This window comes from Streptomyces sp. iso_384, from assembly GCF_056172905.1.
This window is the reverse complement of the sequence record NZ_JBWBTT010000001.1, coordinates 5,818,801-5,844,001: the sequence shown is the minus strand read 5'-3', so window position 1 is coordinate 5,844,001 and position 25,201 is coordinate 5,818,801. Positions and strand designations below refer to the sequence as shown.

Here is a 25,201-nt window from a genome sequence, read left to right as displayed (position 1 = left end):
ACATGCTGAGCTTGCAGGCCGCCACCGTACGGTTCGGGAAGCGAGCCGCACTCGACGCGGTCGACCTGGAGGTCGCCGACCATCGGATCGTCTGCGTGCTGGGGCCCAGTGGCAGCGGGAAGTCCACCCTGCTGCGGGCCGTCGCCGGGCTCCAGCCCATGGACGGCGGCCGGGTGCTGCTGGCCGGCCAGGACCAGGCGGGTGTCCCGGTGCACCGGCGCGGCCTCGGCCTGATGTTCCAGGACCACCAGCTCTTCCCGCACCGGGACGTCGGCTCCAACGTCGCCTTCGGGCTGCGGATGCACGGGGCCGGGCGGGCCGAGTCGGACGCCCGGGTGCGTGAACTGTTGGAGCTGGTCGGGCTGCCCGGGGCCGAACGCCGTGCGGTCGCCGCCCTCTCCGGCGGCGAACAGCAGCGCGTCGCCCTGGCCCGGGCGCTCGCCCCGCGCCCGAAGCTCCTGATGCTGGACGAGCCGCTCGGCCAGCTCGACCGGAGCCTGCGCGAACGGCTCGTCGTCGAACTGCGCACGCTCTTCCAGGAGTTGGGTACGACCGTGCTGGCCGTGACGCACGACCAGGGCGAGGCGTTCGCGCTCGCCGACCGGGTCGTCGTGATGCGGGACGGCCGGATCGCGCAGGAGGGCAGCCCGCTGGACGTCTGGCAGCGCCCCGCCTCCGCCTTCGTCGCCCGGTTCCTCGGCTTCGACAACGTCACGGCGGCGACGGTCACCGGACAGGCCGCCGCCACCGCCTGGGGCAAGGTCCCGGTGCCGGAAGGCTCCCCGCAGGGCGAGGTCGATCTGCTGGTCCGCCCCGCCGGGGTCCGGATCGGCGCCCCCGAGGACGGCCTGCGCTGCACGGTCGGCGTCCGCACCTTCCGGGGTAACCACGTGACCGTACGGCTGCTGCCTGAGAACGCGCCGGTGCTGGAGGCCGAGTGCGCCCTGCGGGACACCCCGGACGAGGGCGCGGTCGTGGGCGTCCGCTTCGACGCGGCGGAGACGGTGGTGCTGGCGGACCCCGGGCAGTCCTGAGCGCGGCGTGGCAAGCAGGCGGCGCTCCGGGCAAGCTGGAGGCGGACCATCCCGCGGCCGGCCGTCCGGGCGCCGTGGGGACGGCAGGATCGGACAAGGACCGTGATCATGACCGGTGGCACCCGCGAGGGCATCGACCTCACCCGCGTCCTCGACGCCCCGCAGCAGCGGGTCTTCGCCGCCTGGACATCACCCGAGGACTTCGCCGCCTGGTACGGGGGCGAGGCGGACGTGCCGCTGGACCGGGTGGCGATGGACGTACGGCCCGGCGGCTCATGGAGCCTGGTCATCGTGATGCCGGGCGTCGAGATGCCCTTCCACGGGGCCTACCGCGAGGTGAGCGAGCCCGACGGTCTCGTCTTCACGCTGAAGGACGGCTCCGCCCCCGAGGACGCCGAGGGCGAGACCGTGACCGTCACCTTCAGCGATCTCGGGGGCGGCCGGACCGAACTGGCCTTCCAGCAGCGCGGCGGCAACCTCACCCCCGAGCAGTACGCGGCGGCCGAGGACGGCTGGGAGGCGTTCTTCGACGCCCTGGCCGACCGCCTCGCCGCCCACCCCTGACGCGGTCCGCTACGCCAGCGGAAGCGCCGCCAGCTGGGCGATCACCCAGGTCAGCGGGGCGAACAGGGCCAGCAGCGCGCCCGCCCGCAGGGCCGTCGCCCTGCGCAGCGTCGCGGCCGGAGCGCCCATCCTGAGCAGCGCCTCGACGGTGTGGGCGCGGGCGTGCTTGGCCTCCAGCGCCGAGGTCAGCAGCGTCGCCGTCGTACAGCCGAGAACCAGCACCGCGCCGAGTGCGGTGAGCGGGCCGTACGGGCGCTCGTCGCCCCCGTACAGCGCCGAAGCGGCGATCGCCGCGGACAGCACCGCGCAGACGATCCCGAGCGGGCGGCCGATCCGGCGTGCCTCGTCCATCAGGACCCGCCCGGCGAGCAGCCGTACGGCCCCGGGGCGTACCGCCTGAAGCGCCCGCCCGCACAGATACGTCAGGCTCGGGCCCGCCATCGCCAGACCGATCGCCGTGAGCGTCCACCCGATCAGCACCGCCACCGGGGTGGCGTCGAACCGGCCGGGCAGCGGGAACGCACTCCCCGCCGCCTCCCGCGACGCGTACGCCTCCACCGCGAGCCCGGCCGCCGTCAGCGCCACGCCCCAGGGCAGCCCGGCCGGAGCCGGTGCGGGCTCGGGCAGCTCCTCGGATCCGAAGGTGTCCCGCACCGGGTCGGGCCGCGACCGCAGCGCCAGCGCGCTCGCCGTCGACGCGGCCACCGGCACGAGCGCCAGCAGCATCAGGGCGGCGGCCAGCGGCAGCGGCGTGCCCGCGCCGAGGAACTCCGCCGCGCCCCCGTCGAACGGCATCCCGGTCAGATCGCCGCGCAGATGCAGGAAGAAGAGCAGGGCCACCATGGAGCCCAGCGTGGTGGAGACGGCCGTGGAGACCGCTGCCAGCGCGGAGAGCCGGACCGGGCCGAGGCCTACGGACGAGAGACCCGGCCGGGGCCGGGTGCTCGGGTCGGTCCTGGCGACCGCCACGGCGAACTGCACGGTGGCGGCCAGCGGGACGAAGCACCACAGCAGCCGCAGCACCGAACCGGCGGAGGCGGGGTGCGCGGCGGCGTACCCGAGGGCGCACAGGAGGAGGAATCCGACGCCCGCCGACGCGGTGGCCACCAGTAGCCGCCGGACCAGGACGAGGGGATGGGAACCGCGGGCTAGACGGAGAGCGAGCACGCCGCGCGGCCCTCCGCTTCCGGTTCCGCGGGCAGGCCGACGGTGGCGACGCGGCGGCCGTCCAGCAGTGCCACGGCCCGGTCGGCGAGCGCGGCGACCTCGGCGTCGTGCGTGGCCAGCACCACGGTGATGCCGTGCGAGCGGGCCGCCGTGGTCAGGGTGCGCAGCACCTGGGTGCGGTCCGCGCGGTGCAGGGTCGCGGTCGGCTCGTCCGCGAAGATCACGGTCGGCTGTGCGGCCAGCGCGCGAGCCACCGAGATCCGCTGGCGCTGCGCCTGGAGCAGGGCGTGCGGCCGCTTCTTGGCGAAGGCGGCGATGTCCAGGCGCTCCAGCCACTCCGTGGCGGCCTTGCGGGCGGCCCGGTGCGAGACGCCGCGGAGCAGCAGGGGCAGCGCGGTGTTCTCCCAGACGGTCAGCTCCGGGACCAGCTCGGGATCGGAGGCGATCCAGCCGAAGCGCTCCCGGCGCAGCTGTTCGCGGACCCGGGGGGCCATGGTGTGGACGGGGACGCTGTTGAACCAGACCTCGCCCTGCTGGGGCACCAGCCGGCCCGAGAGACAGTGCAGCAGGGTGGTCTTCCCGCTGCCGCGCGGGCCGGTCACGGCGAGGATCTCGGCGTCCCGGACGCCGATGGAGACACCGCCGAGACCGGGCGATCCGTTGTGGGAGTGGTGCAGGGAGCGCGCCCAGATCACGTCGTTGTCCGGCGGGGCCACCATGGCGTACACCTCGGTTCAGGTCAGATTTCCCTTCCCCCGTACGGGGGAACGAAGACGCGGCCGATCGGTCACTGGGCACCGTAGATAGTCGGACCGGTGTGAGCGCACAGCACGCGGCCCGGATACCCCCCTTCTCACTCGAAGGGGGGTATCCGGGCCGGTGAACCGTATGAAATGACCGCCGGGCGGCGATCAGCCGGGGGACCTGGCGACGGTCAGAGCTTCGACCAGGCCTCCGTGAGGACGGTCCGCAGGATGCCCTCGATCTCGTCGAACGTCGACTGGTCGGAGATCAGCGGCGGGGCGAGCTGGACGACCGGGTCGCCGCGGTCGTCGGCCCGGCAGTACAGGCCGTTCTCGTACAGCGCCTTGGAGAGGAAGCCGTACAGGACGCGCTCGGTCTCCTCGTCGGTGAACGTCTCCTTGGTGGCCTTGTCCTTCACCAGCTCGATGCCGTAGAAGTACCCGTTGCCGCGGACGTCGCCGACGATCGGCAGGTCGTGCAGCTTCTGCAGCGTGGTGAGGAAGGCGTTCTCGTTGTCGAGGACGTGCTGGGTGAGGTTCTCGCGCTCGAAGATGTCGAGGTTGGCGAGGCCCACCGCGGCGGAGACCGGGTGGCCGCCGAAGGTGTAGCCGTGCAGGAAGGTGTTGCCGCCCTGGTAGAACGGCTCGGCGATCTTGTCCGAGACGATGCAGGCGCCGATCGGGGAGTAGCCCGAGGTCATGCCCTTCGCGCAGGTGATCATGTCCGGCACGTAGCCGAACTTGTCGCAGGCGAAGATCGTGCCGAGCCGGCCGAAGGCGCAGATGACCTCGTCGGAGACGAGCAGCACGTCGTACTTGTCGCAGATCTCGCGGACCCGCTGGAAGTAGCCGGGCGGCGGCGGGAAGCAGCCGCCCGCGTTCTGCACGGGCTCCAGGAAGACGGCCGCGACGGTCTCGGGGCCCTCGAAGAGGATCTCCTGCTCGATCTGGTCGGCGGCCCAGCGGCCGAAGGCCTCCGGGTCGTCGCCGAAGAGCGGGGCGCGGTAGATGTTGGTGTTCGGCACCTTGTGCGCGCCGGGGACCAGCGGCTCGAAGGGGGCCTTCAGAGCCGGGAGGCCGGTGATGGACAGCGCGCCCTGCGGGGTGCCGTGGTAGGCGACGGCACGCGAGATGACCTTGTACTTGGTCGGCTGGCCCTTGAGCTTGAAGTACTGCTTGGCCAGCTTCCAGGCGGTCTCGACGGCCTCGCCGCCACCGGTGGTGAAGAAGACCTTGTTGAGGTCGCCCGGGGCGTAGTCGGCGAGCCGCTCGGCCAGCTCGACGGCCTTCGGGTGGGCGTAGGACCACACCGGGAAGAAGGCGAGCTCCTGGGCCTGCTTGTACGCCGTCTCGGCGAGCTCGTGACGACCGTGACCGGCGTTGACCACGAACAGGCCGGAGAGACCGTCCAGGTAGCGCTTGCCCTTGTCGTCGAAGATGTACGTTCCCTCGCCACGCACGATGGTGGGAACGGGCGCGTTCTCGTAGTCCGACATGCGGGTGAAGTGCATCCACAGGTGGTCGTACGCGGTTCGGCTGAGGTCCTTGCTCACGGCTATCGGGTTCCCCACATATAGGTCTGCTTCTTGAGCTTGAGGTAGACGAAGCTCTCGGTGGAGCGCACGCCGGGAAGGGTCCGGATGCGTTTGTTGATCGTCTCCAGCAGGTGGTCGTCGTCCTCGCAGACGATCTCCACCATCAGGTCGAAGGAGCCCGCGGTCATGACCACGTACTCGCACTCGGCCATGGCCGACAGGGCTTCGGCCACCGGGTCGAGGTCGCCCTCGACATTGATGCCGACCATCGCCTGCCGCCGGAAGCCCACGGTGAGCGGGTCCGTGACGGCGACGATCTGCATCACGCCCTGGTCGAGCAGCTTCTGGACGCGCTGGCGCACCGCCGCTTCGGAGAGGCCGACGGCCTTGCCGATCGCGGCGTACGGACGCCGTCCGTCCTCCTGGAGCTGCTCGATGATTGCGAGGGAGACGGCATCGACCGCTGCCGGTGATCCGTTCCCTGTCCTGGAGTCTGCGCTGCGACTGGCCACGGACCCACCATGCACCGCTCCTCGTCTGTCTCGCAACCCCAGATCGATGAAATTCGTTGAGCAGATGCTTGAAACCGACTGAATCCGAAGTTGGGGGCGGGTGGGTATGTCGAAAGCGTCGCCGAACCGATTAGGGTGGATGTCTCACCCATCGGACAGCCGACAGGAGGGGTGGTTGTGACCACCGAGGTGCGCCGTCTGCGCAACTACATCAACGGAGAGTTCCGGGACGCCGCGGACGGGCGGACCATCGATGTGGTCAGCCCGGTGACGGAAGAGGTCTACGCAACCTCGCCGCTCTCCGGCCAGGCCGACGTCGATGCCGCCATGGAGGCCGCAGCGGCGGCCTTCCCCGCCTGGCGCGACACCACGCCCGCCGAGCGCCAGAAGGCCCTGCTGAAGATCGCGGACGCCTTCGAGGAGCGGGCCGAGGACCTGATCGCCGCCGAGTCGGAGAACACCGGCAAGCCGCTGGGCCTCACCCGCAGTGAAGAGATCCCGCCGATGGTGGACCAGATCCGCTTCTTCGCGGGGGCCGCCCGGCTGCTGGAGGGCCGCTCGGCCGGCGAGTACATGGAGGGCCTGACCTCCATCATCCGCCGCGAGCCGGTCGGCGTCTGCGCCCAGGTCGCGCCGTGGAACTACCCGATGATGATGGCCGTATGGAAGTTCGCCCCGGCGCTCGCCGCGGGCAACACGGTCGTCATCAAGCCGTCCGACACCACCCCGGCGTCGACGGTCCTCATGGCCGAGATCATCGGGCAGATCCTGCCCAAGGGCGTCTTCAACGTCCTGTGCGGCGACCGGGACACCGGCCGCGCCATGGTCGAGCACCCGATCCCGGCGATGGCCTCCATCACCGGTTCGGTACGGGCCGGCATGCAGGTCGCCGAGTCCGCCGCCAAGGACGTCAAGCGCGTCCACCTGGAGCTCGGCGGCAAGGCGCCCGTCGTGGTCTTCGAGGACGCCGACATCGCCAAGACGGTCTCGGGCGTCTCCGAGGCGGGCTTCTTCAACGCGGGCCAGGACTGTACGGCCGCCACCCGCGTCCTGGTCCACGAGTCCATCCACGACGAGTTCGTCACCGCGCTCGCCAAGGCCGCCGCCGACACCAGGACCGGGCAGCCGGACGACGAGGACGTGGCGTACGGCCCGCTCAACAACGCCAACCAGCTGAAGCAGGTCAGCGGCTTCATCGAGCGCCTCCCCGCCCACGCCAAGGTCGAGGCGGGCGGCCACCGGGTCGGCGACAAGGGCTACTTCTACGCCCCGACCGTCGTCTCCGGCCTCAAGCAGGACGACGAGATCATCCAGAACGAGGTCTTCGGCCCCGTCATCACCGTCCAGTCCTTCACCGACGAGGACCAGGCCGTCGCGTACGCCAACGGCGTCGAGTACGCCCTCGCCTCCTCGGTCTGGACGCAGAACCACTCCCGCGCCATGCGGATGTCCAAGAACCTCGACTTCGGCTGCGTGTGGATCAACACCCACATCCCGCTGGTCGCCGAGATGCCGCACGGCGGGTTCAAGAAGTCCGGCTACGGCAAGGACCTCTCCGCGTACGGCTTCGAGGACTACACCCGCATCAAGCACGTCATGACGTCCATCGAGGACTGACTCTCGGATCGTCGTCGCGCCGTACGGCCCCGGGCGCCGGCCCGGGGCCGTACGCGTGCCTGGACAAGGTGTGCGGGGCGGGCCCGTCCCGCTGGACGCTTGGTCCATTGTCCGCGCGAGCGCCGACCGGCATTCTGCGCGGGTGCGAGCGATCAGGAAGAACCCCATGTCCCGCCGTTCCCTGCTGCGTGCCCTCGGGGCGGGAGCGGCCGGCGCAACCCTGGCCGGCTGCGGGGTGCCCGCCGCCTTCGTCGAGCCGGGGGACCGCGCCGGACACGACAGCTCGGCCACCGACCACACGCTGCACTTCGCCAACTGGCCGCTCTACATCGACACCGACGACGACAACGAGTCGAAGCGGCCCACCCTCGACGCCTTCTCGAAGCGGACCGGGATCTCCGTGACGTACACCGAGGAGATCAACGACAACGACGAGTTCTTCGGGAAGATCAGCCCCGCCCTGATGAACCACCAGCAGACCGGCCGGGACCTGATCGTCATCAGCGACTGGATGGCCGCCCGCTTCGTCCGGCTCGGCTGGGTCCAGGAGATGGACCGGGCGAAGCAGCCCAACGTCGCCAAGTACCTCGACCCCCAACTGCGCACCCCCGCCTTCGACGAGGGGCGCCGCCACAGCGTCCCCTGGCAGTCCGGCATCACCGGCATCGCGTACAACCGCAAGAAGCTCGGCCGCGAGATCCGGTCCACGGGCGACCTCTGGGCGGACGATCTGCGCGGCCGGGTCACCCTGCTCTCCGGGCTCGACGAGTCGTTCGCGCTGCTGATGCAGGGCAACGGCGTCGACATCACCCGCTGGACGGCCGACGACTTCCACGAGATCTGCGAGCAGACCCGGAAGCGCGTCCGCTCCCAGCACATCCGCCGCTTCACCGGCAACGACTACATCAAGGATCTCGCCACCGGTGATGTGCTCGCCTGCCAGGCCTACTCCGGCGATGTCATCCAGCTCCAGGCCGACAACCCCGACATCGAGTTCGTCGTCCCCGAGGAGGGCGCCGAACTCTGGGCCGAGTCCCTGATGATCCCCAACCTCGCCCGCCACAAGCGCAACGCGGAGAAGTTGGTGGACCACTACTACGACCCCGAGGTCGCCGCCGAACTCGCCGCCTGGGTCAACTACGTCTGCCCCGTGCCCGCCGCCCGTGACGTCCTCGCCTCCTCCAAGGACGAGGAGACGGCCGCGCTCGCCGAGGATCCGCTGATCTTTCCCGACGACGCGATGCGCGAACGGCTCGCCATCGCCCGCGACATCACCTCCGAGGAGCGGATGGACTTCGCCAAGAAGTGGAACGGCATCGTCGGCTTGTGAAGCGGTAACAGGGGTGTCGTAAAGGGGCGGTAAACACGGGCGTACGCTGCGGATATGAGCGAGCGACAGGCCCTCACACGGGGGATACGCAGGTGGCTGGTCTTCTTCATCGTCTGTCTGGTGCTGAGCGGGCTCACGGCCTTCCCGCTCGTCACCGAACTCCGCTGGACGGAGGACCTGCTCGGCGCCTCCGCCTCCCCGGTCCCCGAGCACTTCCCGGGCCTGATGGAGTGGATCACCCGGGTCCGCGAAGGGCTCGACACCATCGAACGCGACACGCCCTTCATGCTGTACGGCACCGACTGGCTGGCCTTCGCCCACCTGGTCATCGCGGTCGCCTTCTACGGCCCCTACCGTGACCCGGTCCGCAACATCTGGGTCATCGAGTTCGGCATGATCGCCTGCGCCGGGATCATCCCGCTCGCCCTGATCTGCGGCCCGATCCGCTCCATCCCGTTCTGGTGGAGCGTGATCGACATGTCCTTCGGGGTCTTCGGCGTCATCCCGCTGCTGATCGTCCGCCGCATGATCAAGCGGCTGGAGGTACTGGAGCGGGCGGCCGCCGCGAACCCGGCGCCGGTCGCGGCGAGCGCCTGAGCCCCGCGCGGTGACCGCCTGAGCCTCAGGGCTTCCGGGCCACCGCACCGAACTGCGCGACCTCCGGCTCCCGCGGGTTCGTCCGCCAGCGGGAACAGGAGACGATGCCCGGCTCCAGGATCTCCAGACCGTCCAGGAACGAGGCGAACTCCTCGCGGCTGCGGGCGGTGATGGGCGGGGTCGCGTTCTCGTTCCAGAAGCGCATCGCCGCCTCGTTGCCCTCGCCGCCCAGCTCCAGCGTCGGGTGGGTCAGCACCAGGTGGCTGCCCGACGGGACGGCCGCCATCAGGGTCCGCACGACGGACCGCGCCTCGTCCGTGTCCAGCACGAAGTTCAGGATGCCGAGCATCATCACCGCGACCGGCCGGCCCAGGTCCAGGGTGGGCTCGGCGGCCCGCAGGATCTGCTCCGGGCGGCGCGCGTCCGCGTCGATGTACTCGGTCGCGCCCTCCAGCGAACTGGTCAGCAGCGCGCGGGCGTGGGCCAGCACGATCGGGTCGTTGTCGACGTACACGATGCGCGTGTGCGGCGCGGTGTGCTGGGCGATCTCATGGGTGTTGTTCCCGGTCGGCAGCCCGGTGCCGATGTCCAGGAACTGGTCGATGCCCGCGTCGCCCGCCAGATGCCGCACCACCCGGCCGAGGAACGCCCGGTCCGCGCGGGCCACTTCACCGATGCTCGGGTACATCCCGGTGACCCGGTCTCCCACCGCCCGGTCCACCGGGTAGTTGTCCTTGCCACCCAGCCAGTAGTTCCACACCCGCGCGTTGTGCGCGACGTCGGAACGTATCCGGGCGGTGGCTGTCCGCGGGTGGGGCTCCATGACGTGTGGCTCCTCGGTGACGGAGGGGCCCGCGTGTCGCGTGGGGCGGTGCGGCGGCGGGCGGTGCGGACTCTCCATCATGCCGGACCGATCAAGAACCCCCGTGCCCGGGCGAGTTGGCGAGGAGTCGGTGGAGCGTGTCGATCCGGTTGGTGGTGATCGAGTCGACGCCACGCTCGATCAGCCGGCGCATCGTGCGCTTCGTGTCGGCCGTCCACGCGGAGACGAGCAGTCCGTCCCGGTGCGCCCGGTCCGTCAGTTCCCGGCTCACCAGGCCGAAGCGGTAGTTCAGCCACCGCGGTTTCACCGCGGCCAGCAGCTCCGGACGCGGCGGCGCCAGCGTGGTCCAGGTCAGGGCGATCTCGGCGGACGGGTCGGCGGCGCGTACCCGCAGCATCGCGTCCGCGCTCGCGCAGTAGTACGCCCGCTCGCCCGCCCCGCACTCCCGGACCGTCCCCACGATCTTCTTCACCGAGGCGTCCGTGGAGCCGGGAAGGTCCACCATCACCCGGTGCGCCCCGACGGCGAGCAGCGCCTCGCGGAGCGTGGGCACCCCGCCGCCGGTCAGCTCCTTCAGCTCCGCGTGGTCGATCCTCTCCAGCCGTCGGTCGTGGCCCCACAGCCGCTCCAGCGTCGCGTCGTGCAGCAGCACGGGCACCCCGTCGCGGGTCACCCGTACGTCGATCTCGACCGCGTCCGCCCCCCGTTCGAGGGCGGAGCGGATCGAGGGCAGGGTGTTCTCGCGGGCGAGATACGGATCGCCGCGATGTCCCACGGCGGTAACGCTGGTGACGGAGTTGGCCATGGGGCCATTGTCGACGACCGGGTCAGCGGCCGGGGGCCCGGAGCCAGTTCGCCGTGTACGTGTCGATCTCCTCGGCCAGCTTCCGCTTGCCCGCCTGGTCGAGGAACGAGGCCTCCACGGCGTTCTTCGCGAGGTCCGCGATGCCGCGCTCGTCCAGCTCCAGCAGCCGGGCGGCCACCGCGTACTCGTTGTTGAGGTCGGTGCCGAACATCGGCGGGTCGTCGCTGTTGACGGTCACCAGCACCCCGGCCTGGACCATCTCCCGGATCGGGTGCTGCTCGATGTCGGCGACCGCGCGGGTGGCGATGTTCGACGTCGGGCAGACCTCCAGGGCGATACGGTGCTCGGCCAGGTGCTCCAGCAGCTTCGGGTCCTGCACGGAGCTGGTGCCGTGCCCGATGCGCTCGGCGCGCAGCGCGGTCAGCGCGTCCCAGATCGTCTGCGGCCCGGTGGTCTCCCCGGCGTGCGGCACCGAGTGCAGGCCCTCGGCGATGGCCCGGTCGAAGTAGGGCTTGAACTGCGGGCGGTCCACCCCGATCTCGGGCCCGCCGAGGCCGAAGGAGACGAGCCCTTCGGGCCGGTGTTCCACCGCGAGCCGGACGGTCTCCTCGGCCGACCGGAGCCCGGCCTCACCCGGAATGTCGAAGCACCAGCGCAGGACGACGCCCAGCTCGGCCTCGGCCGCCTTGCGGGCGTCCTCTATGGCCTCCATGAACCCGACCTCGGGAATGCCCCGGCGGGTCGAGCTGTACGGGGTCACCGTCAGCTCCGCGTACCGGATGTTCTGCCGGGCCATGTCCCGCGCCACCTCGAAGGTGAGCAGCCGGACGTCCTCGGGGGTGCGGACCACATCCACCACCGACAGATAGACGTCGATGAAGTGCGCGAAGTCGGTGAAGGTGAAGTAGTCGGCCAGCGCCTCCGGGTCCGTGGGGACCCCGGAGTCCGGGTGGCGGGCGGCCAGCTCCGCGACGATCCGGGGCGAGGCCGACCCGACATGGTGGACATGGAGCTCGGCCTTGGGCAGCCCGGCGATGAAGGGATGCGGATCGGTCATCGGAAATCTCCCGGTTCGGCGTGACGTCGGGCCGGGCGTACCGGCCGCACCGATCATCGTAGGCGGGGTCCGAGGCCGTCGGGCCTGGCCGTAGCATGACGGGACCACGATGGGGGAGGCCCATGTCAGACAACACAGAGCAGCCCGGGGGCGGGGCCGCGCCGCGCGATCCGTGGGCACCGCCGGACAGCGGCCGGGTGGAGCTGAACAAGCCGGGTGCGCAGACGCCGCCGCCCGCCGCGCACACGCCGCCCGCGGTCCACGACCAGCCGACCGTGACGTCGATGCCGGCCGCGGGGGACGGCACCGGGCCGATACCCCAGCCGCAGCCCGGCTTCGGGCCCGCGCCCTCGGACGTACCGCCGCCGCCGATCGGCCCGAACGGCCCCGGCCACCCGGCCCCGCCGCCCGCCGCCGGCCACTACGGCTACCCGGCCCCGCCCGCGCAGCCGTACGGCGGCTACCCGGGCTACGGCGCCTACGGCATGGGTCCGGCCGCCTGGGGCCCGGCGCCCAACAACGGTCTGGGCACCGCCGCGATGGTGATCGGCATCATCTCGGTGGTCGGCTTCTGCATGTACGGCGTCAACATCATCCTCGGCATCCTCGCGCTGATCTTCGGCATCATCGGCCTCGGCCGTGCCAAGCGCGGCGAGGCCACCAACCGGGGCATGGCGCTCGCCGGGGTCATTCTCGGCTCCGTCGGCATCGTCGTCGGCGCCGCGATCCTCGGCCTGATCATCTGGGCCGCAACGAACACGGACAGCGACGGCGACAGCGAATACGGCGACACCTACGACGACCCGTTCGCCACGTCACTTGTCGTGGAGGACCGCCGCTAGGTGTATTGCCCGGTGAGGTTAGGGACGCGGCTGGCGGGTGGTTTGCCTGCGAGTGCGGTGTGTCCGCGGTGGTGATTGTAGGTGTGGAGCCACTGGGGGAACGCGTCGCGTCGTTCCTGTTCTGAGCGGTAGGGGCGGGCGTAGGCCCATTCGTCGAGCAGGGTGCGGTTGAGGCGTTCGACTTTGCCGTTGGTCTGGGGCCGGTAGGGCCGGGTTCGCTTGTGGGTGATCCCGGCCGCTGCCAGTGTGTCGCGCCAGGTGTGGGACTTGTAGCAGGAGCCGTTGTCGGTCAGGACGCGTTCGACGGTGATCCCGACGCTGGTGAAGTAGGCGTGTGCCCGGGTCCAGAAGCCGGTGGCGGTTTCCTTCTTCTCGTCGGCGTGGATCTCGCTGTAGGCGAGGCGGGAGTGGTCGTCGACGGCGGTGTGGATGTAGCTGTAGCCGGCGTTCTTGCGGGTCTTTCGGCCGGCTTGGCGGCCGAGGACCTTGTGGCCGCCGCCGTCGGGGATGTTGCCGAGTTTCTTGATGTCGACGTGGACGAGTTCGCCGGGGCGTTCGCGTTCGTAGCGGCGGATGGTGCGGCCGGTCGCGCGGTCCAGGTGTGTGAGGCGGGCCAGGCCGTAGCGGGTCAGGACCCGGTGGACGGTCGAGGGCACCAGGTCGAGCAGGTGGGCGATGCGGGCCGGTCCCCACCGTCGCAGGATGCGGACCTTGATGATCCGGCGTTCGGTGCGGGTCGGGGTGCGGCGGGGGCTGTGGTGCGGGCGGGAGGAGAGGTCGGTCATCCCGGCCTCGCCGAACATGCGGTAGCGGGCGGCCCACCGCTGGGCGGTGGTGGGTGAGACCTGAAAGCGTTCGGCGGCCCGGCGCAGGGGCCAGCCGTCCTCGACCACGCAGCGGGCCAGCCGCAGGCGTCCGGTCTCGGTCAGCGGTGCATTACGGTGGGGCATGAGGGCCTTCTGATCGTTCGGTGGAGATGTCGCAATCCACACCGAACCCGGAAGGCCCTCACCCGTTCAAGCAGCCTCAGCCGAGACCTGCATCACCCGTCCACAACCTCCCGGGGCAATACAGCTAGGGCGTGTCCGGCGGATCAGGACCGGATGGGCCCTATGGCCAGGCGTCGCCCGGCAGGCGGCAGTTCGACGCCAGGTCCTGGCAGTCCCCGCGCCGAACGCTACGACGACCGGCCGGGCAGGGAGCGATCCCTGCCCGGCCGGTCGCCGTAGAAGTGCGACCCCGGCTCACCCCGTCGCGCCCGCCCGCAGCCTCTCCCGGGCCTCCATCAGTGCGAAGCCCAGCAGATTCAGCCCCCGCCACTGCTGCGGCCGCTCCACCCGCTCGTCGTCCGCCGCGAGCCCGACGCCCCAGATCCGGTCCAGCGGCGACGCCTCCACCAGCACCCGGTCACCGGTGGACAGGAGATAGCCGCCCAGCTCCGGGTCCCGCCCGAACTTGTGCACGCTGCCCGCCACGACGAGGGCGAACCGCTCCCGTATCCACACGTCCTCGTCGAAGCCGCGCACCAGCCGCCCCGCCTTCTTCGCCGCCGCCGGGCTCTTCGCCGAGACCGCCGCCCGCTCCGCCTCCGGATCGCCGAAGAGCCGCGCCTTGCCCGCCATCATCCAGTGCTCGGCGCTGGCGTACGTCACGTGGTCCACCGTGAACGGCGACGGCCACCACTGGCTCAGACAGCTCGCGCCGATCCGTCCGTCCGGACGCGGCCGGTGTCCCCAGAACGGCAGAAACTTCACCCGCCTGCCCCGCGCCACGTCCGCCAGAAGCTCATCGATCGGTCCCATGCATGTGAGTGTGGCATCCGCCACTGACACTCCGTACGGGGATTTCCGCACCGACACGACACATGGTCGACAGATTCCGTCGCGTAACCAAAAGGCAACAACGGAATCACTTGTTGGGCTTGAACCCCTCTGTCAGGATCGGCACTCAATTCACGAAGAAGCTACGCCGACCCCGCCCAGCGGGTACAGCGGCGGAGGAGAGCGTCATGAGCAACGGCTTCCAGGTTCAGGACCGCTTCGCGGAAGGTGCGCAGTACATCGGCGGCAAGCTGCTCCCCGGCACATCCGGCCGCCACCACGAGGTGGTGAACCCCGCGACCGGCGAGAGCGTGCTCCGCTACGAGCTGGCGGGCCCCGACGACGTGGACGCGGCCGTCGCCGCCGCCCGCGCCGCCTTCCCCGGCTGGTCCGGTGCGACGCCCGGCGAACGCTCCGACGCGATGCACCGCTTCGCCGCCGTCCTCGCCGAGCAGGCCGACGACTTCGCGTACGCCGAATCCCTCCAGTGCGGCAAGCCGATCAAGCTCTCCACCGAGTTCGACGTTCCCGGAACCGTCGACAACACCGCCTTCTTCGCGGGCGCGGCCCGCCACCTGGAGGGCAAGGCCGCCGCCGAGTACGACGGCGACCACACCTCCTACGTACGCCGCGAGGCGATCGGCGTCGTCGGCTCCATCGCCCCCTGGAACTACCCGCTCCAGATGGCCGCCTGGAAGGTCCTCCCGGCCGTCGCCGCGGGCAACACCATCGTCCTCAAGCCCGCCGAGCTGACCCCGCTCACCTCGCTGATGTTCGCCCAGGCCGCCACCGAGGCGGGCATTCCCGACGGCGTGATCAACATCGTCACCGGCGCGGGCAAGGACGCCGGCGAGCACCTCGTCGGCCACCCCGACGTCGTGATGACCTCCTTCACCGGCTCCACCGCCGTCGGCAAGCGTGTCGCCGAGATCGCCACCGCCACCGTCAAGCGCCTCCACCTGGAGCTCGGCGGCAAGGCCCCCTTCGTGGTCTTCGACGACGCCGACCTGGAGGCCGCCGTCCACGGCGCGGTCGCCGGCTCCCTCATCAACACCGGCCAGGACTGCACCGCCGCCACCCGCGCCTACGTCCAGCGCCCCCTCTACGAAGCCTTCGTCCGGGACGTCGCCGCGCTCATGGAGACCGTCCGGCTCGGCGACCCCTTCGACGCGTCCACCGACCTCGGCCCGCTCATCAGCCATGCCCAGCGCGACCGCGTCGCCGCCTTCGTCGAGCGGGCCCGCGGCTACGCCCGCGTCGTCACCGGCGGCGAGGCCCCCGGCGGCGACCTCGCCGACGGCGCGTACTACCGGCCGACCCTCGTCGCGGACGCGGCCCAGGACAGCGAGATCGTCCAGTCGGAGATCTTCGGCCCGGTCCTGGTCGTCCTGCCCTTCGACACCGACGACGAGGGCATCGCGCTGGCCAACGACACCCCGTACGGACTGGCCGCCTCCGCCTGGACCCGCGACCTGTACCGCGCGAACCGCGCCACCCGCGAGATCCAGGCGGGCTGTGTGTGGGTGAACGACCACATCCCGATCCTCTCCGAGATGCCGCACGGCGGCTACAAGGCCAGCGGCTTCGGCAAGGACATGTCGGCGTACTCCTTCGAGGAGTACACGCAGGTCAAGCACGTCATGTACGACAACACCGCGGTCGCCCGCAAGGACTGGCACCGCACGATCTTCGGGGACCGATAGCAGCTGCCGCACGAGCGGGGCCCGTCCACGACGGCGGGCCCCGGCGGCCTCCCACCCGAAAGGGCAAACGAGTATGGAGAGTTACGAGCCCGAGCGCCTCACGCCGGTCCAGCTGGCGGCCATGAGGCGATCCCTGACCAGCGGCAGGGGCGCCCTCACCCGCCGCTCCCTGCTGCGCGCCTCCGGCATGGGCGCGCTCGCCGTCGGCGGCATAGCCACCCTCGGCGCGTGCGGCATCCCGCCCGCCGGGCGCGCCGAGGGAGCAGTGGCCGCCGACGACCACTCGGCCGAGGAGAAGGTGCTGAACTTCTCCAACTGGACCGAGTACATGGACGTCAGCGAGGACGAGAAGAGCCGCCCCACCCTGGAGGCGTTCACCGAACGCACCGGGATCAGGGTCAAGTACACCGAGGACATCAACGACAACGTCGAGTTCTTCGGCAAGATCAAGCCCCAGCTGGCGGCGGGGCAGGACACCGGGCGCGACCTCATCTGCGTCACCGACTGGCTCGCCGCCCGCATCATCCGGCTCGGCTGGGCGCAGAAGCTCGACCCGTCGAACCTTCCGCACGCCTTCGCCAATGTCTCCGCCCAGTTCCGCAGCCCCGACTGGGACCCCGGCCGCGCCTACTCCTATCCGTGGACCGGCATCCCGACCGTCATCGCGTACAACAAGAAGGCGACCGGCGGCCGCAAGGTCGACTCCGTCACCCAGCTGCTCGACGACCCGAAGCTCAAGGGCCGGGTCTCCTTCCTCTCCGAGATGCGCGACTCCGTCGGCATGACCCTGCTCGACCAGGGCAAGGACCCGGGGAAGTTCACCGACGCCGACTTCGACGGGGCGATCGGCCGCCTCCAGAAGGCCGTCGACAAGAAGCAGATCCGCCGCTTCACCGGTAACGACTACACCGCCGACCTCAGCAAGGGCGACATCGCCGCCTGCGTCGCCTGGGCCGGGGACATCATCCAGCTCCAGGCCGACAACCCGGACATCGAGTACGCCATCCCGGCCGCCGGATACATCACCTCCAGCGACAGCCTCCTGGTCCCCGCCCAGGCCCGGCACAAGACCAACGCCGAGAAGCTCATCGACTACTACTACGAGCCACCGGTCGCCGCCCAGCTCGCCGCGTACATCAACTACGTCTGCCCGGTCGACGGCGTACGCGAGGAACTCGCCAAGATCGACGAGTCGATGGCCTCCAACACGCTGATCCTTCCCGACAAGGAGATGGCGGCGAAGTCCCGCTCCTTCCGCTCCCTGAGCACCGAGGAAGAGACCGCGTACGAAGAGAAGTTCGCCAAACTCATCGGCGCCTGACCCGGCACGCTCCCGCGCCTGGTCACCCCTTTCTCGAACTCCTTCCCCGAACACACTGGGACTGCGACCCATGACACAGCAGCAGACCGCGGGCGGCGATGTCCGCCTCGCCGGAATCAGCAAGACCTACGGCACCTTCACCGCCGTACACCCGCTCGACCTGACCGTGCCGCAGGGCTCCTTCTTCGCCCTGCTCGGCGCGTCGGGCTGCGGCAAGACCACCACCCTGCGGATGATCGCGGGTCTGGAGGAGGCCACCACCGGCACGGTCTTCCTCGGGAACAAGGACATCACCGACCTGCCCCCGTACAAGCGGCCGGTCAACACCGTCTTCCAGAGCTATGCGCTCTTCCCGCACCTGGACATCACCGAGAACATCGCCTTCGGACTCCGGCGGCGCGGCATCAAGTCGGTGAAGAAGCAGGTCGACGACATGCTGGAACTGGTCCAGCTCGGCGACTTCGCCCGCCGCAAACCGCATCAGCTCTCCGGCGGCCAGCAACAGCGCGTCGCCGTCGCCCGCGCCCTCATCAACCACCCGCAGGTCCTGCTGCTCGACGAACCGCTCGGCGCCCTCGACCTCAAGCTCCGCCGCCAGATGCAGCTGGAGCTCAAGCGGATCCAGACCGAGGTCGGCATCACCTTCGTGCACGTCACCCACGACCAGGAGGAGGCCATGACCATGGCCGACACCGTCGCGGTGATGAACGGCGGCCGCGTCGAGCAGCTCGGCGCGCCCGCCGACCTCTACGAGAACCCGCGCACCACCTTCGTCGCCAACTTCCTCGGCACCTCCAACCTCATCGAGGGCGAAGTCGTGTCCACGGGCGGCGATCCGGTGGTGGCCGCGGGCGGCGAAAAGCTCACCCTGCCCCGCGAGCGGTGTTCGGCCCCCACCAACAGCGGCGGACGGCTGCTCCTCGGCATCCGGCCCGAGAAGATATCGCTCGCCCACGCGGACGACGCGGACGGCATAGCCGCCGGCCGCAACCGCGTCACCGGCCGCATCACCGACTCCAGCTTCATCGGCGTCTCCACCCAGTACGTGGTCGAGAGCCCGGCCGGAACGGCCCTCCAGGTGTACGAGCAGAACGTTGACAGGCGTGTGGGACTCCAAGTCGGCGCCGAGGTGGTCCTGCACTGGAACCCGGCCCACACCTTCGGACTCGACGCCGCCCAGGACATCGACGCGGGCGCGACGAGCGTGGAGGACGCGGAGTGAGCCTCACCGAGGCGCCGCCCGCGCCGTCCCCCAACCCCGAGGAGCCCCGGGAGCTCAAGCTCCGCAAGCCCTCCACCCGCAAACGGCTCGTCCCGTACTGGCTGCTGCTGCCCGGCATCCTCTGGCTGCTCGTCTTCTTCGCCCTGCCGCTCGTCTACCAGGCCTCCACCTCCGTACAGACCGGCTCGCTGGAGCAGGGCTTCGAGGTCACCTGGCACTTCCAGACGTACGTGGACGCACTGCGCGAGTACTACCCGCAGTTCATCCGGTCCCTGCTCTACGCGGGCACCGCCACGATCCTGTGTCTGCTGCTGGGCTACCCGCTCGCCTACCTCATCGCGTTCAAGGCGGGCCGCTGGCGCAACCTGGTGCTCGTGCTGGTCATCGCCCCGTTCTTCACCAGCTTCCTCATCCGTACGCTGGCGTGGAAGACGATCCTCGCCGACGGCGGCGCGGTCGTGGACGTGCTCAACACCCTGCACGTCCTGGACGTCACCAGCTGGCTCGGCTGGACCGAGTCCAACCGGGTGCTCGCCACCCCGATGGCCGTCGTCTGCGGCCTCACGTACAACTTCCTGCCGTTCATGATCCTGCCGCTCTACACCTCGCTGGAGCGGATCGACGGCCGGCTGCACGAGGCGGCGGGCGACCTCTACGCCACCCCCGCCAGCACCTTCCGCAAGGTGACGTTCCCGCTCTCCATGCCCGGCGTCGTCTCCGGCACGCTGCTGACCTTCATCCCGGCCAGCGGCGACTACGTGAACGCGGAACTGCTGGGCTCCACCGACACCAAGATGGTCGGCAGCGTCATCCAGAGCCAGTTCCTGCGGGTCCTGGACTATCCGACGGCCGCCGCGCTCTCGTTCATCCTCATGGCGATCGTCCTGCTGATGGTCACCTTCTACATCCGCCGCTCCGGGACGGAGGACCTGGTCTGATGCCCGTACTGCGCTGGATACGCCGGAACCTGGTCGTCATCGCGGGTCTGCTGACCCTCGCGTACATGATCCTGCCGAACATCGTCGTGATGGTGTTCTCGTTCAACAAGCCCAACGGCCGCTTCAACTACGAGTGGCAGCGGTTCTCGCTGGACGCCTGGAAGGATCCGTGCGGCGTCGCCGACCTCTGCGGTTCGCTCTCCCTCTCGCTGCAGATCGCCTTCTGGGCGACGCTCGGGGCCACCGCGCTCGGCACGGCGGTCGCCTTCGCACTGGTCCGCTACCGCTTCCGGGCGCGCGGCGCGATCAGCTCGCTGATCTTCCTCCCGATGGCGATGCCCGAGGTCGTCATGGCCGCGTCGCTGCTCACGCTCTTCCTCAACATGGGCGCCCAGCTCGGCTTCTGGACCGTGCTGATCGCGCACATCATGTTCTGCCTCAGCTTCGTGGTGACGGCCGTCAAGGCGCGCGTCATGTCGATGGACCCGAGACTGGAGGAAGCCGCCCGCGACCTGTACGCCGGTCCCGTGCAGACCTTCGTACGGGTCACCCTTCCGATCGCCGCACCGGGAATCGCGGCGGGGGCACTGCTCGCCTTCGCGCTCTCGTTCGACGATTTCATCATCACGAATTTCAACGCGGGCTCCACCGTCACGTTCCCCATGTTCGTCTGGGGTTCGGCACAGCGCGGCACGCCCGTGCAGATCAATGTCATCGGCACCGCCATGTTCGTCATTGCGGTACTGATGGTTCTCGTCGGCCAGCTCATCGCGAACCGGCGAAAGAGCACCGCTCGAACCTGAAAGTCCTGAAGGAGTTGGAAACCATGGCCCCAGCTGCCATGCGTACTGCCGCACAATCGATCGCCGGCGCCAAGCCGGTCTCCTACTGGCTCGACGACCCGGCCAAACCCGACGGGCTTCCCGCCCTCACCGGCGACGAGCACACCGACCTCCTGGTCATCGGCGGCGGCTACAGCGGCCTGTGGACCGCGCTCATCGCCAAGGAGCGCGACCCGGACCGGGATGTCGTCCTCATCGAGGGGCACGAGGTGGGCTGGGCCGCCTCGGGCCGCAACGGCGGCTTCTGCGCCGCCTCCCTCACCCATGGCCTGGCCAACGGTGTGGAGCGCTGGCCCGACGAGATCGCGAAGCTGGAGGAGCTGGGGGAGCGGAACCTCGACGCCATCGAGGCCGCCGTCGCCCGCTACGGCATCGACTGCGAGTTCGAGCGGACCGGCGAGATCGATGTCGCCACCGAGCCCCATCAGCTCGAAGAGCTGCGGGAATGGCACGAGGAGATCGTGAAGCTCGGCATCACGGGCGTGGATTTCCTGGACCGCGACGCCCTGCGCGTCGAGGTCGACTCGCCCACCTTCCTCGGCGGCCTCTGGGACCGGCGCGGCGTCGCGATGCTGCACCCGGCGAAGCTCGCCTGGGGCCTGAAGCGGGCCTGCCTGGAGCTCGGCGTACGGATCCACGAGCACACCCGCGGCCTCGACCTCGTCCGCTCCGGTACGGGGATGGCGGTCCGCACCCCGTACGGCCGGATCTTCGCCCGTCGCGTCGCGCTCGGCACCAACATCTTCCCGTCGCTGGTCAAGCGGGTCCGGCCGTACACCGTGCCGGTCTACGACTACGCGCTGATGACCGAGCCGCTCAGCCCCGAGCAGCTGGAATCCATCGGCTGGAAGGGCCGCCAGGGGCTCGGCGACAGCGCCAACCAATTCCATTACTTCCGGCTTTCCGCGGACAACCGGATCCTGTGGGGCGGATACGACGCGATCTATCCGTACGGGGGCCGGCTCAGGGTCGATCTCGATCAGCGCCCGGAGACGTTCCTGAAACTGGCGGAGCAGTTCTTCACCTGTTTCCCGCAGCTTTCCGGGCTGAATTTCTCGCACGCCTGGGGCGGTGCGATCGACACCTGTTCCCGCTTCACCGCTTTCTTCGGAACGGCGCACCAGGGGCGGGTCGCGTACGCCGCCGGATTCACCGGACTCGGCGTCGGATCCACCCGCTTCGGCGCCGATGTGATGCTCGACCTCCTCTCCGGCGAGGAGACCGAGCGGACCCGGCTGGAGATGGTCCGCTCCAAGCCGATGCCCTTCCCGCCGGAGCCCTTCGCCTGGGCCGGTATCGAGATCACCAAACGGTCCCTGGCCCGCGCCGACAGCAACGGCGGGCGCCGCAACCTGTGGCTGAAGACCATGGACAGACTGGGCCTCGGTTTCGACAGCTGACCCAGGCCATCACGGCTGTGACCCAGTTCACTACCAACTAGTAGCCTCAACCCGCGTCATAGTCGGCGCCGACCGCTCTCTCGCCTGTGTACGCACCGCAGAACCCCTGCCGGTGCTCACGTCGACGGGAGGCTGGTCATGACTGGCTCGGAAACGAAGGCCGCGGTCGAGTGGCTCACAGCGGTGGCACCGGACCCGGCCGCCTGCCGGTGGGAGTGGGAGCGCAATCCCCAGGGGATCGCGCTCCTTCCCGCCGGCAAGCGCTGGGACGTCCTGATCCTTCCGGGCGATCTCGGCTATCCGACGCTCGACGTCCTCACCCGGCTGATCGCCCGACCGGGCCCCGTCCTCGCCGACTTCGGCGAGTCCCGCATGGGCTTCTTCGTCCCGCCGGGCACCGTCTCCCGCTGGATCGGCACCGGGATCAGGGGCTGCGGCCAGGGCACCTGGATCGTCGTCCCGTATCCGGGGCGGGCCACCGGGAAAGTGCGCTGGCTGCTTCCGCCGGACGGCTCGGGGACCCTCACCGACGCCGGAATCCTCGAACTCGCGATGCACGAGGCGGCGGGCGCGGCCGCCCGGGACGCCCGGCAGGAGCGGCCGGAGAGCTGAGTCGGCCGCCAGAGGTCTTGACAACCTGATTGGTCTGGACCATGTTGTGCGCACGCCACACCCCCCATTTCCCCCCTGCGCGGAGGCTGTTGTGGAACGCACCGGACCAACCGTCAGATCTTCCGGACTTCTGGCCGTCTGTTCGGCCACCCTGCTGGCAGTCGCCACTCTGGTGGCCTCCGCCCCTACGGTGAGCGCCGCCGACGCGGATCTGGTGCGCAACGGCGGCTTCGAGGCGGGCCTGGACGGCTGGAACTGCGCCAACCAGAGCGGGGCGGCCGTCACCGCGCCCAAGCGCAGCGGTGACCACGCGCTCAAGGCGACCCCGGCCGGCAGCGACCACGCCAAGTGCTCCCAGACCATCGCGGTCAAGCCCAACTCCTCGTACACACTGGGCGCCTGGGTGCAGGGCAGTCACGTCTTCCTCGGCGCGTCCGGAACCGGCACCACCGACGTCTCCACCTGGACCCAGTCCCCCGACGCGTGGAAGCAGCTCACCACCACCTTCACCACCGGACCCACCACCACCTCCGTGAGCGTCTACACCCACGGCTGGTACGGCACCCCGGACCACTACGTCGACGACCTCACCCTCATCGGCCCCGGCGGCGAGCCCGTCGTGATCCCGGCCGTCCCCGCCGGCCTCAAGACCACCGCGCTCACCTCGTCGTCCGTGGCGCTCTCCTGGAACGCCGTATCGGGTGCGAGCGGCTACAACGTCTACCGCGGCGGTACGAAGGTGGCCACGGCCACCGGCCCCTCCGCCACCGTGACGGGCCTGACGCCCTCCACCGCGTACAGCTTCCAGGTCTCCGCCACCAACGCGGCCGGTGAGTCCGCGAAGTCGGCGGCCATCACCGCGACCACGACGGAGGGCGGCGGAGGCGGCGACACCAAGCTCCCGGCCCGCGCGCTCGTCGGCTATCTGCACTCCAGCTTCGCCAACGGCTCCGGCTACACGCGGATGGCGGACGTGCCCGACTCCTGGGACGTCATCAACCTCGCCTTCGGCGAGCCCACCTCCGTCACCTCCGGCGACATCCGCTTCGCGCTCTGCCCGGTCGCCGAGTGCCCGAACGTCGAGTCCGAGGCGGAGTTCAAGGCCGCGATCAAGGCCAAGCAGGCGGCGGGCAAGAAGGTGCTGATCTCCATCGGCGGCCAGAACGGACAGGTGCAGCTCGGCACCGCCGCCGCCCGGGACGCCTTCGTCACCTCGGTCTCCAAGATCATCGACACCTACGGTCTGGACGGCCTCGACATCGACTTCGAGGGCCACTCGCTCTCCCTGAACACGGGAGACACCGACTTCCGCAGCCCCACCTCACCGGTGATCGTCAACCTGATCTCCGCGGTGAAGTCGCTCAAGGCGAAGTACGGCTCCGACTTCGTCCTCACGATGGCGCCGGAGACCTTCTTCGTGCAGCTCGGCTACCAGTTCTACGGCTCCGGCCCCTGGGGAGGCCAGGACCCGCGCGCCGGCGCCTATCTGCCGGTCATCCACGCACTGCGCGACGATCTGACCCTGCTGCACGTCCAGGACTACAACTCGGGCCCGATCATGGGCCTGGACAACCAGTACCACTCGATGGGCGGCGCCGACTTCCACATCGCGATGACCGACATGCTCCTCGCGGGCTTCCCGGTGGCGGGCGACACCAGCCGGGTCTTCCCGGGCCTGCGCCCCGACCAGGTCGCCATCGGTCTCCCGGCCTCCACCCAGGCGGGCAACGGCCACACCTCACCGGCCGAGGTCAACAAGGCGCTCGACTGCCTGATCAAGAAGACCTCCTGCGGCTCGTACCAGACCCACGGCACCTGGTCCGACCTGCGCGGCCTGATGACCTGGTCGATCAACTGGGACCGCTTCAACGACTGGGAGTTCAGCCGGAACTTCGACGGCTACTTCGGCAACTGACCCACCACAGGGGCGCCAGCACCAACGGCCCCAGGCACCAACTGGCCAGCACGTCCAGCGGCCAGTGGTAGCCGTGCAGCACCAGACCGATGCCCGTCGCCGTGGTCAACAGGATCGCGGCGACGGGCATCATCCACGTCCGGGGCCAGGACGCCGCCCGCAGCCACGCCGGGCGCGGCAGTGCCAGCAGCACCAGGGCCGAGGCCCCGTACGCCACGGCGGCCGTCGCCGTATGGCCGGACGGGTAGTAGTTGACCGCCTCGGTCAGCGGGCCCTGCCGGGCGGTGGCCACCTTCAGCGGGATCACCAGCGCGGGCACCGCCGCCATGGTGAGGGCCGCGTACACGGCGAGCCGCAGCGCACGACGCCACAGCGCGTACGCGATCACGACGGTCAGCACGGGAAGCGCCACCGCCATCCCGCCGAGATCGGAGAGAACCTGCGTCAGCGCGGCCGGGCCCTGCCCGAAAAGCTTCGGGCCCACACGCTCGTCCAGCCGCAGCAGCGGACCGTCGACGGCGACCTGCCAGGTGATCAGCGCGAAGAGGACCGCGAGCGGACCGAGGAGGCCGGAAACGAGGGGGGCCGGCCACCCGGGAACAGGGGGGGGTGTTCCGGGATGGCCGGCGAGATCGGTTCGCCGCGCGCCCCGGGGGGTGTGGGGCGGGCGGCCGTCCGATCGGTGAGGAGTCCCGGAGCCGGAGGCTCCGGTGTGCGCGAACACACGCCCCGGACGGCGCTGGGGAAGCCCCGGTCCGGAGTCGACCGCGGTTTCCCGGGGCCGAGGTGTTTCTCTCATCTG

24 protein-coding genes are annotated in these 25,201 nt (G+C 70.2%); 14 read left to right on the top strand and 10 right to left on the bottom strand.

Translation table 11 applies throughout. The features are described from left to right. Positions 1-2: 2 nt before the first annotated feature. The gene (locus AC0VY3_RS26075) at positions 3-1,034 is read left to right on the top strand and encodes an ABC transporter ATP-binding protein (protein WP_103507110.1); all 1,032 of its coding nucleotides are present in this window, start codon (positions 3-5) and stop codon (positions 1,032-1,034) included. A gap of 108 nt (positions 1,035-1,142) precedes the next feature. Then, complete coding sequence (locus AC0VY3_RS26070; RefSeq protein WP_103507109.1) at positions 1,143-1,598, top strand: SRPBCC family protein; 456 nt, start codon at positions 1,143-1,145, stop codon at positions 1,596-1,598. 9 nt (positions 1,599-1,607) lie between these two features. Here AC0VY3_RS26070 and AC0VY3_RS26065 read toward each other — a convergent pair whose 3' ends face one another. The 4 genes from AC0VY3_RS26065 to AC0VY3_RS26050 all read right to left on the bottom strand — a co-directional run bounded on the left by AC0VY3_RS26065 (position 1,608) and on the right by AC0VY3_RS26050 (position 5,555). Further along, entirely contained in the window at positions 1,608-2,765 is a 1,158-nt protein-coding gene (locus AC0VY3_RS26065) for a hypothetical protein (protein WP_103507108.1), read from the bottom strand. Continuing rightward, a complete protein-coding gene (locus AC0VY3_RS26060) occupies positions 2,747-3,484 on the bottom strand; it encodes an ABC transporter ATP-binding protein (protein WP_103507107.1) in 738 nt (245 codons plus the stop codon). Before AC0VY3_RS26060 ends, AC0VY3_RS26065 begins: the two co-directional genes overlap by 19 nt. 215 nt (positions 3,485-3,699) lie before the next feature. After that, positions 3,700-5,079: an aspartate aminotransferase family protein gene (locus AC0VY3_RS26055; RefSeq protein ID WP_103507106.1), complete on the bottom strand. Its 1,380-nt coding sequence runs from the start codon at positions 5,077-5,079 to the stop codon at positions 3,700-3,702. Beyond that, positions 5,064-5,555, bottom strand: coding sequence for an Lrp/AsnC family transcriptional regulator (locus AC0VY3_RS26050; RefSeq protein ID WP_030085164.1), 492 nt, complete (start codon positions 5,553-5,555; stop codon positions 5,064-5,066). The genes AC0VY3_RS26055 and AC0VY3_RS26050 overlap by 16 nt, the downstream gene beginning before the upstream one ends. Positions 5,556-5,732: 177 nt before the next feature. Here AC0VY3_RS26050 and AC0VY3_RS26045 point away from each other — a divergent pair, with 177 nt between their 5' ends. The 3 genes from AC0VY3_RS26045 to AC0VY3_RS26035 all read left to right on the top strand — a co-directional run bounded on the left by AC0VY3_RS26045 (position 5,733) and on the right by AC0VY3_RS26035 (position 9,099). Beyond that, positions 5,733-7,172 carry a gamma-aminobutyraldehyde dehydrogenase gene (locus tag AC0VY3_RS26045; protein ID WP_103507105.1) on the top strand — a complete coding sequence of 480 codons (1,440 nt, stop codon included), beginning with the start codon at positions 5,733-5,735 and terminating at the stop codon, positions 7,170-7,172. A gap of 166 nt (positions 7,173-7,338) precedes the next feature. Beyond that, entirely contained in the window at positions 7,339-8,502 is a 1,164-nt protein-coding gene (locus AC0VY3_RS26040; protein ID WP_475550723.1) for a polyamine ABC transporter substrate-binding protein, read from the top strand. 54 nt (positions 8,503-8,556) lie between these two features. After that, positions 8,557-9,099 (top strand): hypothetical protein, encoded by a 543-nt coding sequence (locus tag AC0VY3_RS26035; RefSeq protein WP_103507103.1) that lies wholly within the window; start codon positions 8,557-8,559, stop codon positions 9,097-9,099. A 25-nt stretch (positions 9,100-9,124) separates the two neighbouring features. On the opposite strand, the gene AC0VY3_RS26030 is transcribed toward AC0VY3_RS26035, so the two are convergent. The 3 genes from AC0VY3_RS26030 to AC0VY3_RS26020 all read right to left on the bottom strand — a co-directional run bounded on the left by AC0VY3_RS26030 (position 9,125) and on the right by AC0VY3_RS26020 (position 11,784). Then, complete coding sequence (locus AC0VY3_RS26030; RefSeq protein ID WP_475550722.1) at positions 9,125-9,922, bottom strand: SAM-dependent methyltransferase; 798 nt, start codon at positions 9,920-9,922, stop codon at positions 9,125-9,127. A 91-nt stretch (positions 9,923-10,013) separates the two neighbouring features. Then, positions 10,014-10,727: a glycerophosphodiester phosphodiesterase gene (locus tag AC0VY3_RS26025; RefSeq protein ID WP_103507101.1), complete on the bottom strand. Its 714-nt coding sequence runs from the start codon at positions 10,725-10,727 to the stop codon at positions 10,014-10,016. 22 nt (positions 10,728-10,749) lie between these two features. Then, a complete protein-coding gene (locus tag AC0VY3_RS26020; RefSeq protein ID WP_103507100.1) occupies positions 10,750-11,784 on the bottom strand; it encodes an adenosine deaminase in 1,035 nt (344 codons plus the stop codon). 122 nt (positions 11,785-11,906) lie between these two features. Here AC0VY3_RS26020 and AC0VY3_RS26015 point away from each other — a divergent pair, with 122 nt between their 5' ends. Continuing rightward, entirely contained in the window at positions 11,907-12,626 is a 720-nt protein-coding gene (locus AC0VY3_RS26015; RefSeq protein ID WP_242736964.1) for a DUF4190 domain-containing protein, read from the top strand. Here AC0VY3_RS26015 and AC0VY3_RS26010 read toward each other — a convergent pair. Then, on the bottom strand, positions 12,623-13,576 hold the full coding sequence (locus AC0VY3_RS26010) for an IS481 family transposase (RefSeq protein WP_475549304.1): 954 nt from the start codon (positions 13,574-13,576) through the stop codon (positions 12,623-12,625). The genes AC0VY3_RS26015 and AC0VY3_RS26010 overlap by 4 nt on opposite strands. A gap of 294 nt (positions 13,577-13,870) precedes the next feature. Then, positions 13,871-14,428 (bottom strand): NADAR family protein, encoded by a 558-nt coding sequence (locus AC0VY3_RS26005; RefSeq protein ID WP_103512776.1) that lies wholly within the window; start codon positions 14,426-14,428, stop codon positions 13,871-13,873. A 206-nt stretch (positions 14,429-14,634) separates the two neighbouring features. On the opposite strand from AC0VY3_RS26005, the gene AC0VY3_RS26000 reads away from it, so the two are divergent. The 8 genes from AC0VY3_RS26000 (at position 14,635) to AC0VY3_RS25965 (ending at position 24,399) form a co-directional block, all read left to right on the top strand. Further along, the gene (locus AC0VY3_RS26000) at positions 14,635-16,149 is read left to right on the top strand and encodes a gamma-aminobutyraldehyde dehydrogenase (protein WP_103512775.1); all 1,515 of its coding nucleotides are present in this window, start codon (positions 14,635-14,637) and stop codon (positions 16,147-16,149) included. A gap of 73 nt (positions 16,150-16,222) precedes the next feature. Continuing rightward, entirely contained in the window at positions 16,223-17,470 is a 1,248-nt protein-coding gene (locus AC0VY3_RS25995; protein ID WP_475550721.1) for an ABC transporter substrate-binding protein, read from the top strand. A gap of 70 nt (positions 17,471-17,540) precedes the next feature. After that, positions 17,541-18,692 (top strand): ABC transporter ATP-binding protein, encoded by a 1,152-nt coding sequence (locus tag AC0VY3_RS25990; RefSeq protein WP_103512773.1) that lies wholly within the window; start codon positions 17,541-17,543, stop codon positions 18,690-18,692. Beyond that, positions 18,689-19,630, top strand: a complete 942-nt coding sequence (locus tag AC0VY3_RS25985; protein ID WP_475550720.1) for an ABC transporter permease — start codon at positions 18,689-18,691, stop codon at positions 19,628-19,630. The genes AC0VY3_RS25990 and AC0VY3_RS25985 overlap by 4 nt, the downstream gene beginning before the upstream one ends. Further along, positions 19,630-20,433, top strand: a complete 804-nt coding sequence (locus AC0VY3_RS25980) for an ABC transporter permease (protein ID WP_475550719.1) — start codon at positions 19,630-19,632, stop codon at positions 20,431-20,433. Before AC0VY3_RS25985 ends, AC0VY3_RS25980 begins: the two co-directional genes overlap by 1 nt. Before the next feature lie 23 nt (positions 20,434-20,456). Next, positions 20,457-21,872: an NAD(P)/FAD-dependent oxidoreductase gene (locus AC0VY3_RS25975; RefSeq protein ID WP_475550718.1), complete on the top strand. Its 1,416-nt coding sequence runs from the start codon at positions 20,457-20,459 to the stop codon at positions 21,870-21,872. 138 nt (positions 21,873-22,010) lie between these two features. Further along, entirely contained in the window at positions 22,011-22,484 is a 474-nt protein-coding gene (locus tag AC0VY3_RS25970) for a bifunctional DNA primase/polymerase (protein ID WP_103512770.1), read from the top strand. Positions 22,485-22,575: 91 nt separating this feature from the next. After that, complete coding sequence (locus AC0VY3_RS25965) at positions 22,576-24,399, top strand: chitinase (RefSeq protein WP_475550717.1); 1,824 nt, start codon at positions 22,576-22,578, stop codon at positions 24,397-24,399. Here the strand turns inward: AC0VY3_RS25965 and AC0VY3_RS25960 are convergent. After that, a complete protein-coding gene (locus AC0VY3_RS25960; RefSeq protein WP_475550716.1) occupies positions 24,365-25,198 on the bottom strand; it encodes a phosphatase PAP2 family protein in 834 nt (277 codons plus the stop codon). The genes AC0VY3_RS25965 and AC0VY3_RS25960 overlap by 35 nt on opposite strands. Between the last annotated feature and the right edge of the window lie 3 nt (positions 25,199-25,201).

Coding starts and splice junctions, on each gene's coding strand:
- AC0VY3_RS26075 (WP_103507110.1), top strand. CDS start 3: ATGCTGAGCTTGCAGGCCGCCACCGTACGGTTCGGGAAGCGAGCCGCA.
- AC0VY3_RS26070 (WP_103507109.1), top strand. CDS start 1,143: ATGACCGGTGGCACCCGCGAGGGCATCGACCTCACCCGCGTCCTCGAC.
- AC0VY3_RS26060 (WP_103507107.1), bottom strand. CDS start 3,484: ATGGTGGCCCCGCCGGACAACGACGTGATCTGGGCGCGCTCCCTGCAC.
- AC0VY3_RS26040 (WP_475550723.1), top strand. CDS start 7,339: ATGTCCCGCCGTTCCCTGCTGCGTGCCCTCGGGGCGGGAGCGGCCGGC.
- AC0VY3_RS26035 (WP_103507103.1), top strand. CDS start 8,557: ATGAGCGAGCGACAGGCCCTCACACGGGGGATACGCAGGTGGCTGGTC.
- AC0VY3_RS26030 (WP_475550722.1), bottom strand. CDS start 9,922: ATGGAGCCCCACCCGCGGACAGCCACCGCCCGGATACGTTCCGACGTC.
- AC0VY3_RS26025 (WP_103507101.1), bottom strand. CDS start 10,727: ATGGCCAACTCCGTCACCAGCGTTACCGCCGTGGGACATCGCGGCGAT.
- AC0VY3_RS26020 (WP_103507100.1), bottom strand. CDS start 11,784: ATGACCGATCCGCATCCCTTCATCGCCGGGCTGCCCAAGGCCGAGCTC.
- AC0VY3_RS26015 (WP_242736964.1), top strand. CDS start 11,907: ATGTCAGACAACACAGAGCAGCCCGGGGGCGGGGCCGCGCCGCGCGAT.
- AC0VY3_RS26010 (WP_475549304.1), bottom strand. CDS start 13,576: ATGCCCCACCGTAATGCACCGCTGACCGAGACCGGACGCCTGCGGCTG.
- AC0VY3_RS26005 (WP_103512776.1), bottom strand. CDS start 14,428: ATGGGACCGATCGATGAGCTTCTGGCGGACGTGGCGCGGGGCAGGCGG.
- AC0VY3_RS26000 (WP_103512775.1), top strand. CDS start 14,635: ATGAGCAACGGCTTCCAGGTTCAGGACCGCTTCGCGGAAGGTGCGCAG.
- AC0VY3_RS25995 (WP_475550721.1), top strand. CDS start 16,223: ATGGAGAGTTACGAGCCCGAGCGCCTCACGCCGGTCCAGCTGGCGGCC.
- AC0VY3_RS25990 (WP_103512773.1), top strand. CDS start 17,541: ATGACACAGCAGCAGACCGCGGGCGGCGATGTCCGCCTCGCCGGAATC.
- AC0VY3_RS25980 (WP_475550719.1), top strand. CDS start 19,630: ATGCCCGTACTGCGCTGGATACGCCGGAACCTGGTCGTCATCGCGGGT.
- AC0VY3_RS25975 (WP_475550718.1), top strand. CDS start 20,457: ATGGCCCCAGCTGCCATGCGTACTGCCGCACAATCGATCGCCGGCGCC.
- AC0VY3_RS25970 (WP_103512770.1), top strand. CDS start 22,011: ATGACTGGCTCGGAAACGAAGGCCGCGGTCGAGTGGCTCACAGCGGTG.
- AC0VY3_RS25960 (WP_475550716.1), bottom strand. CDS start 25,198: ATGAGAGAAACACCTCGGCCCCGGGAAACCGCGGTCGACTCCGGACCG.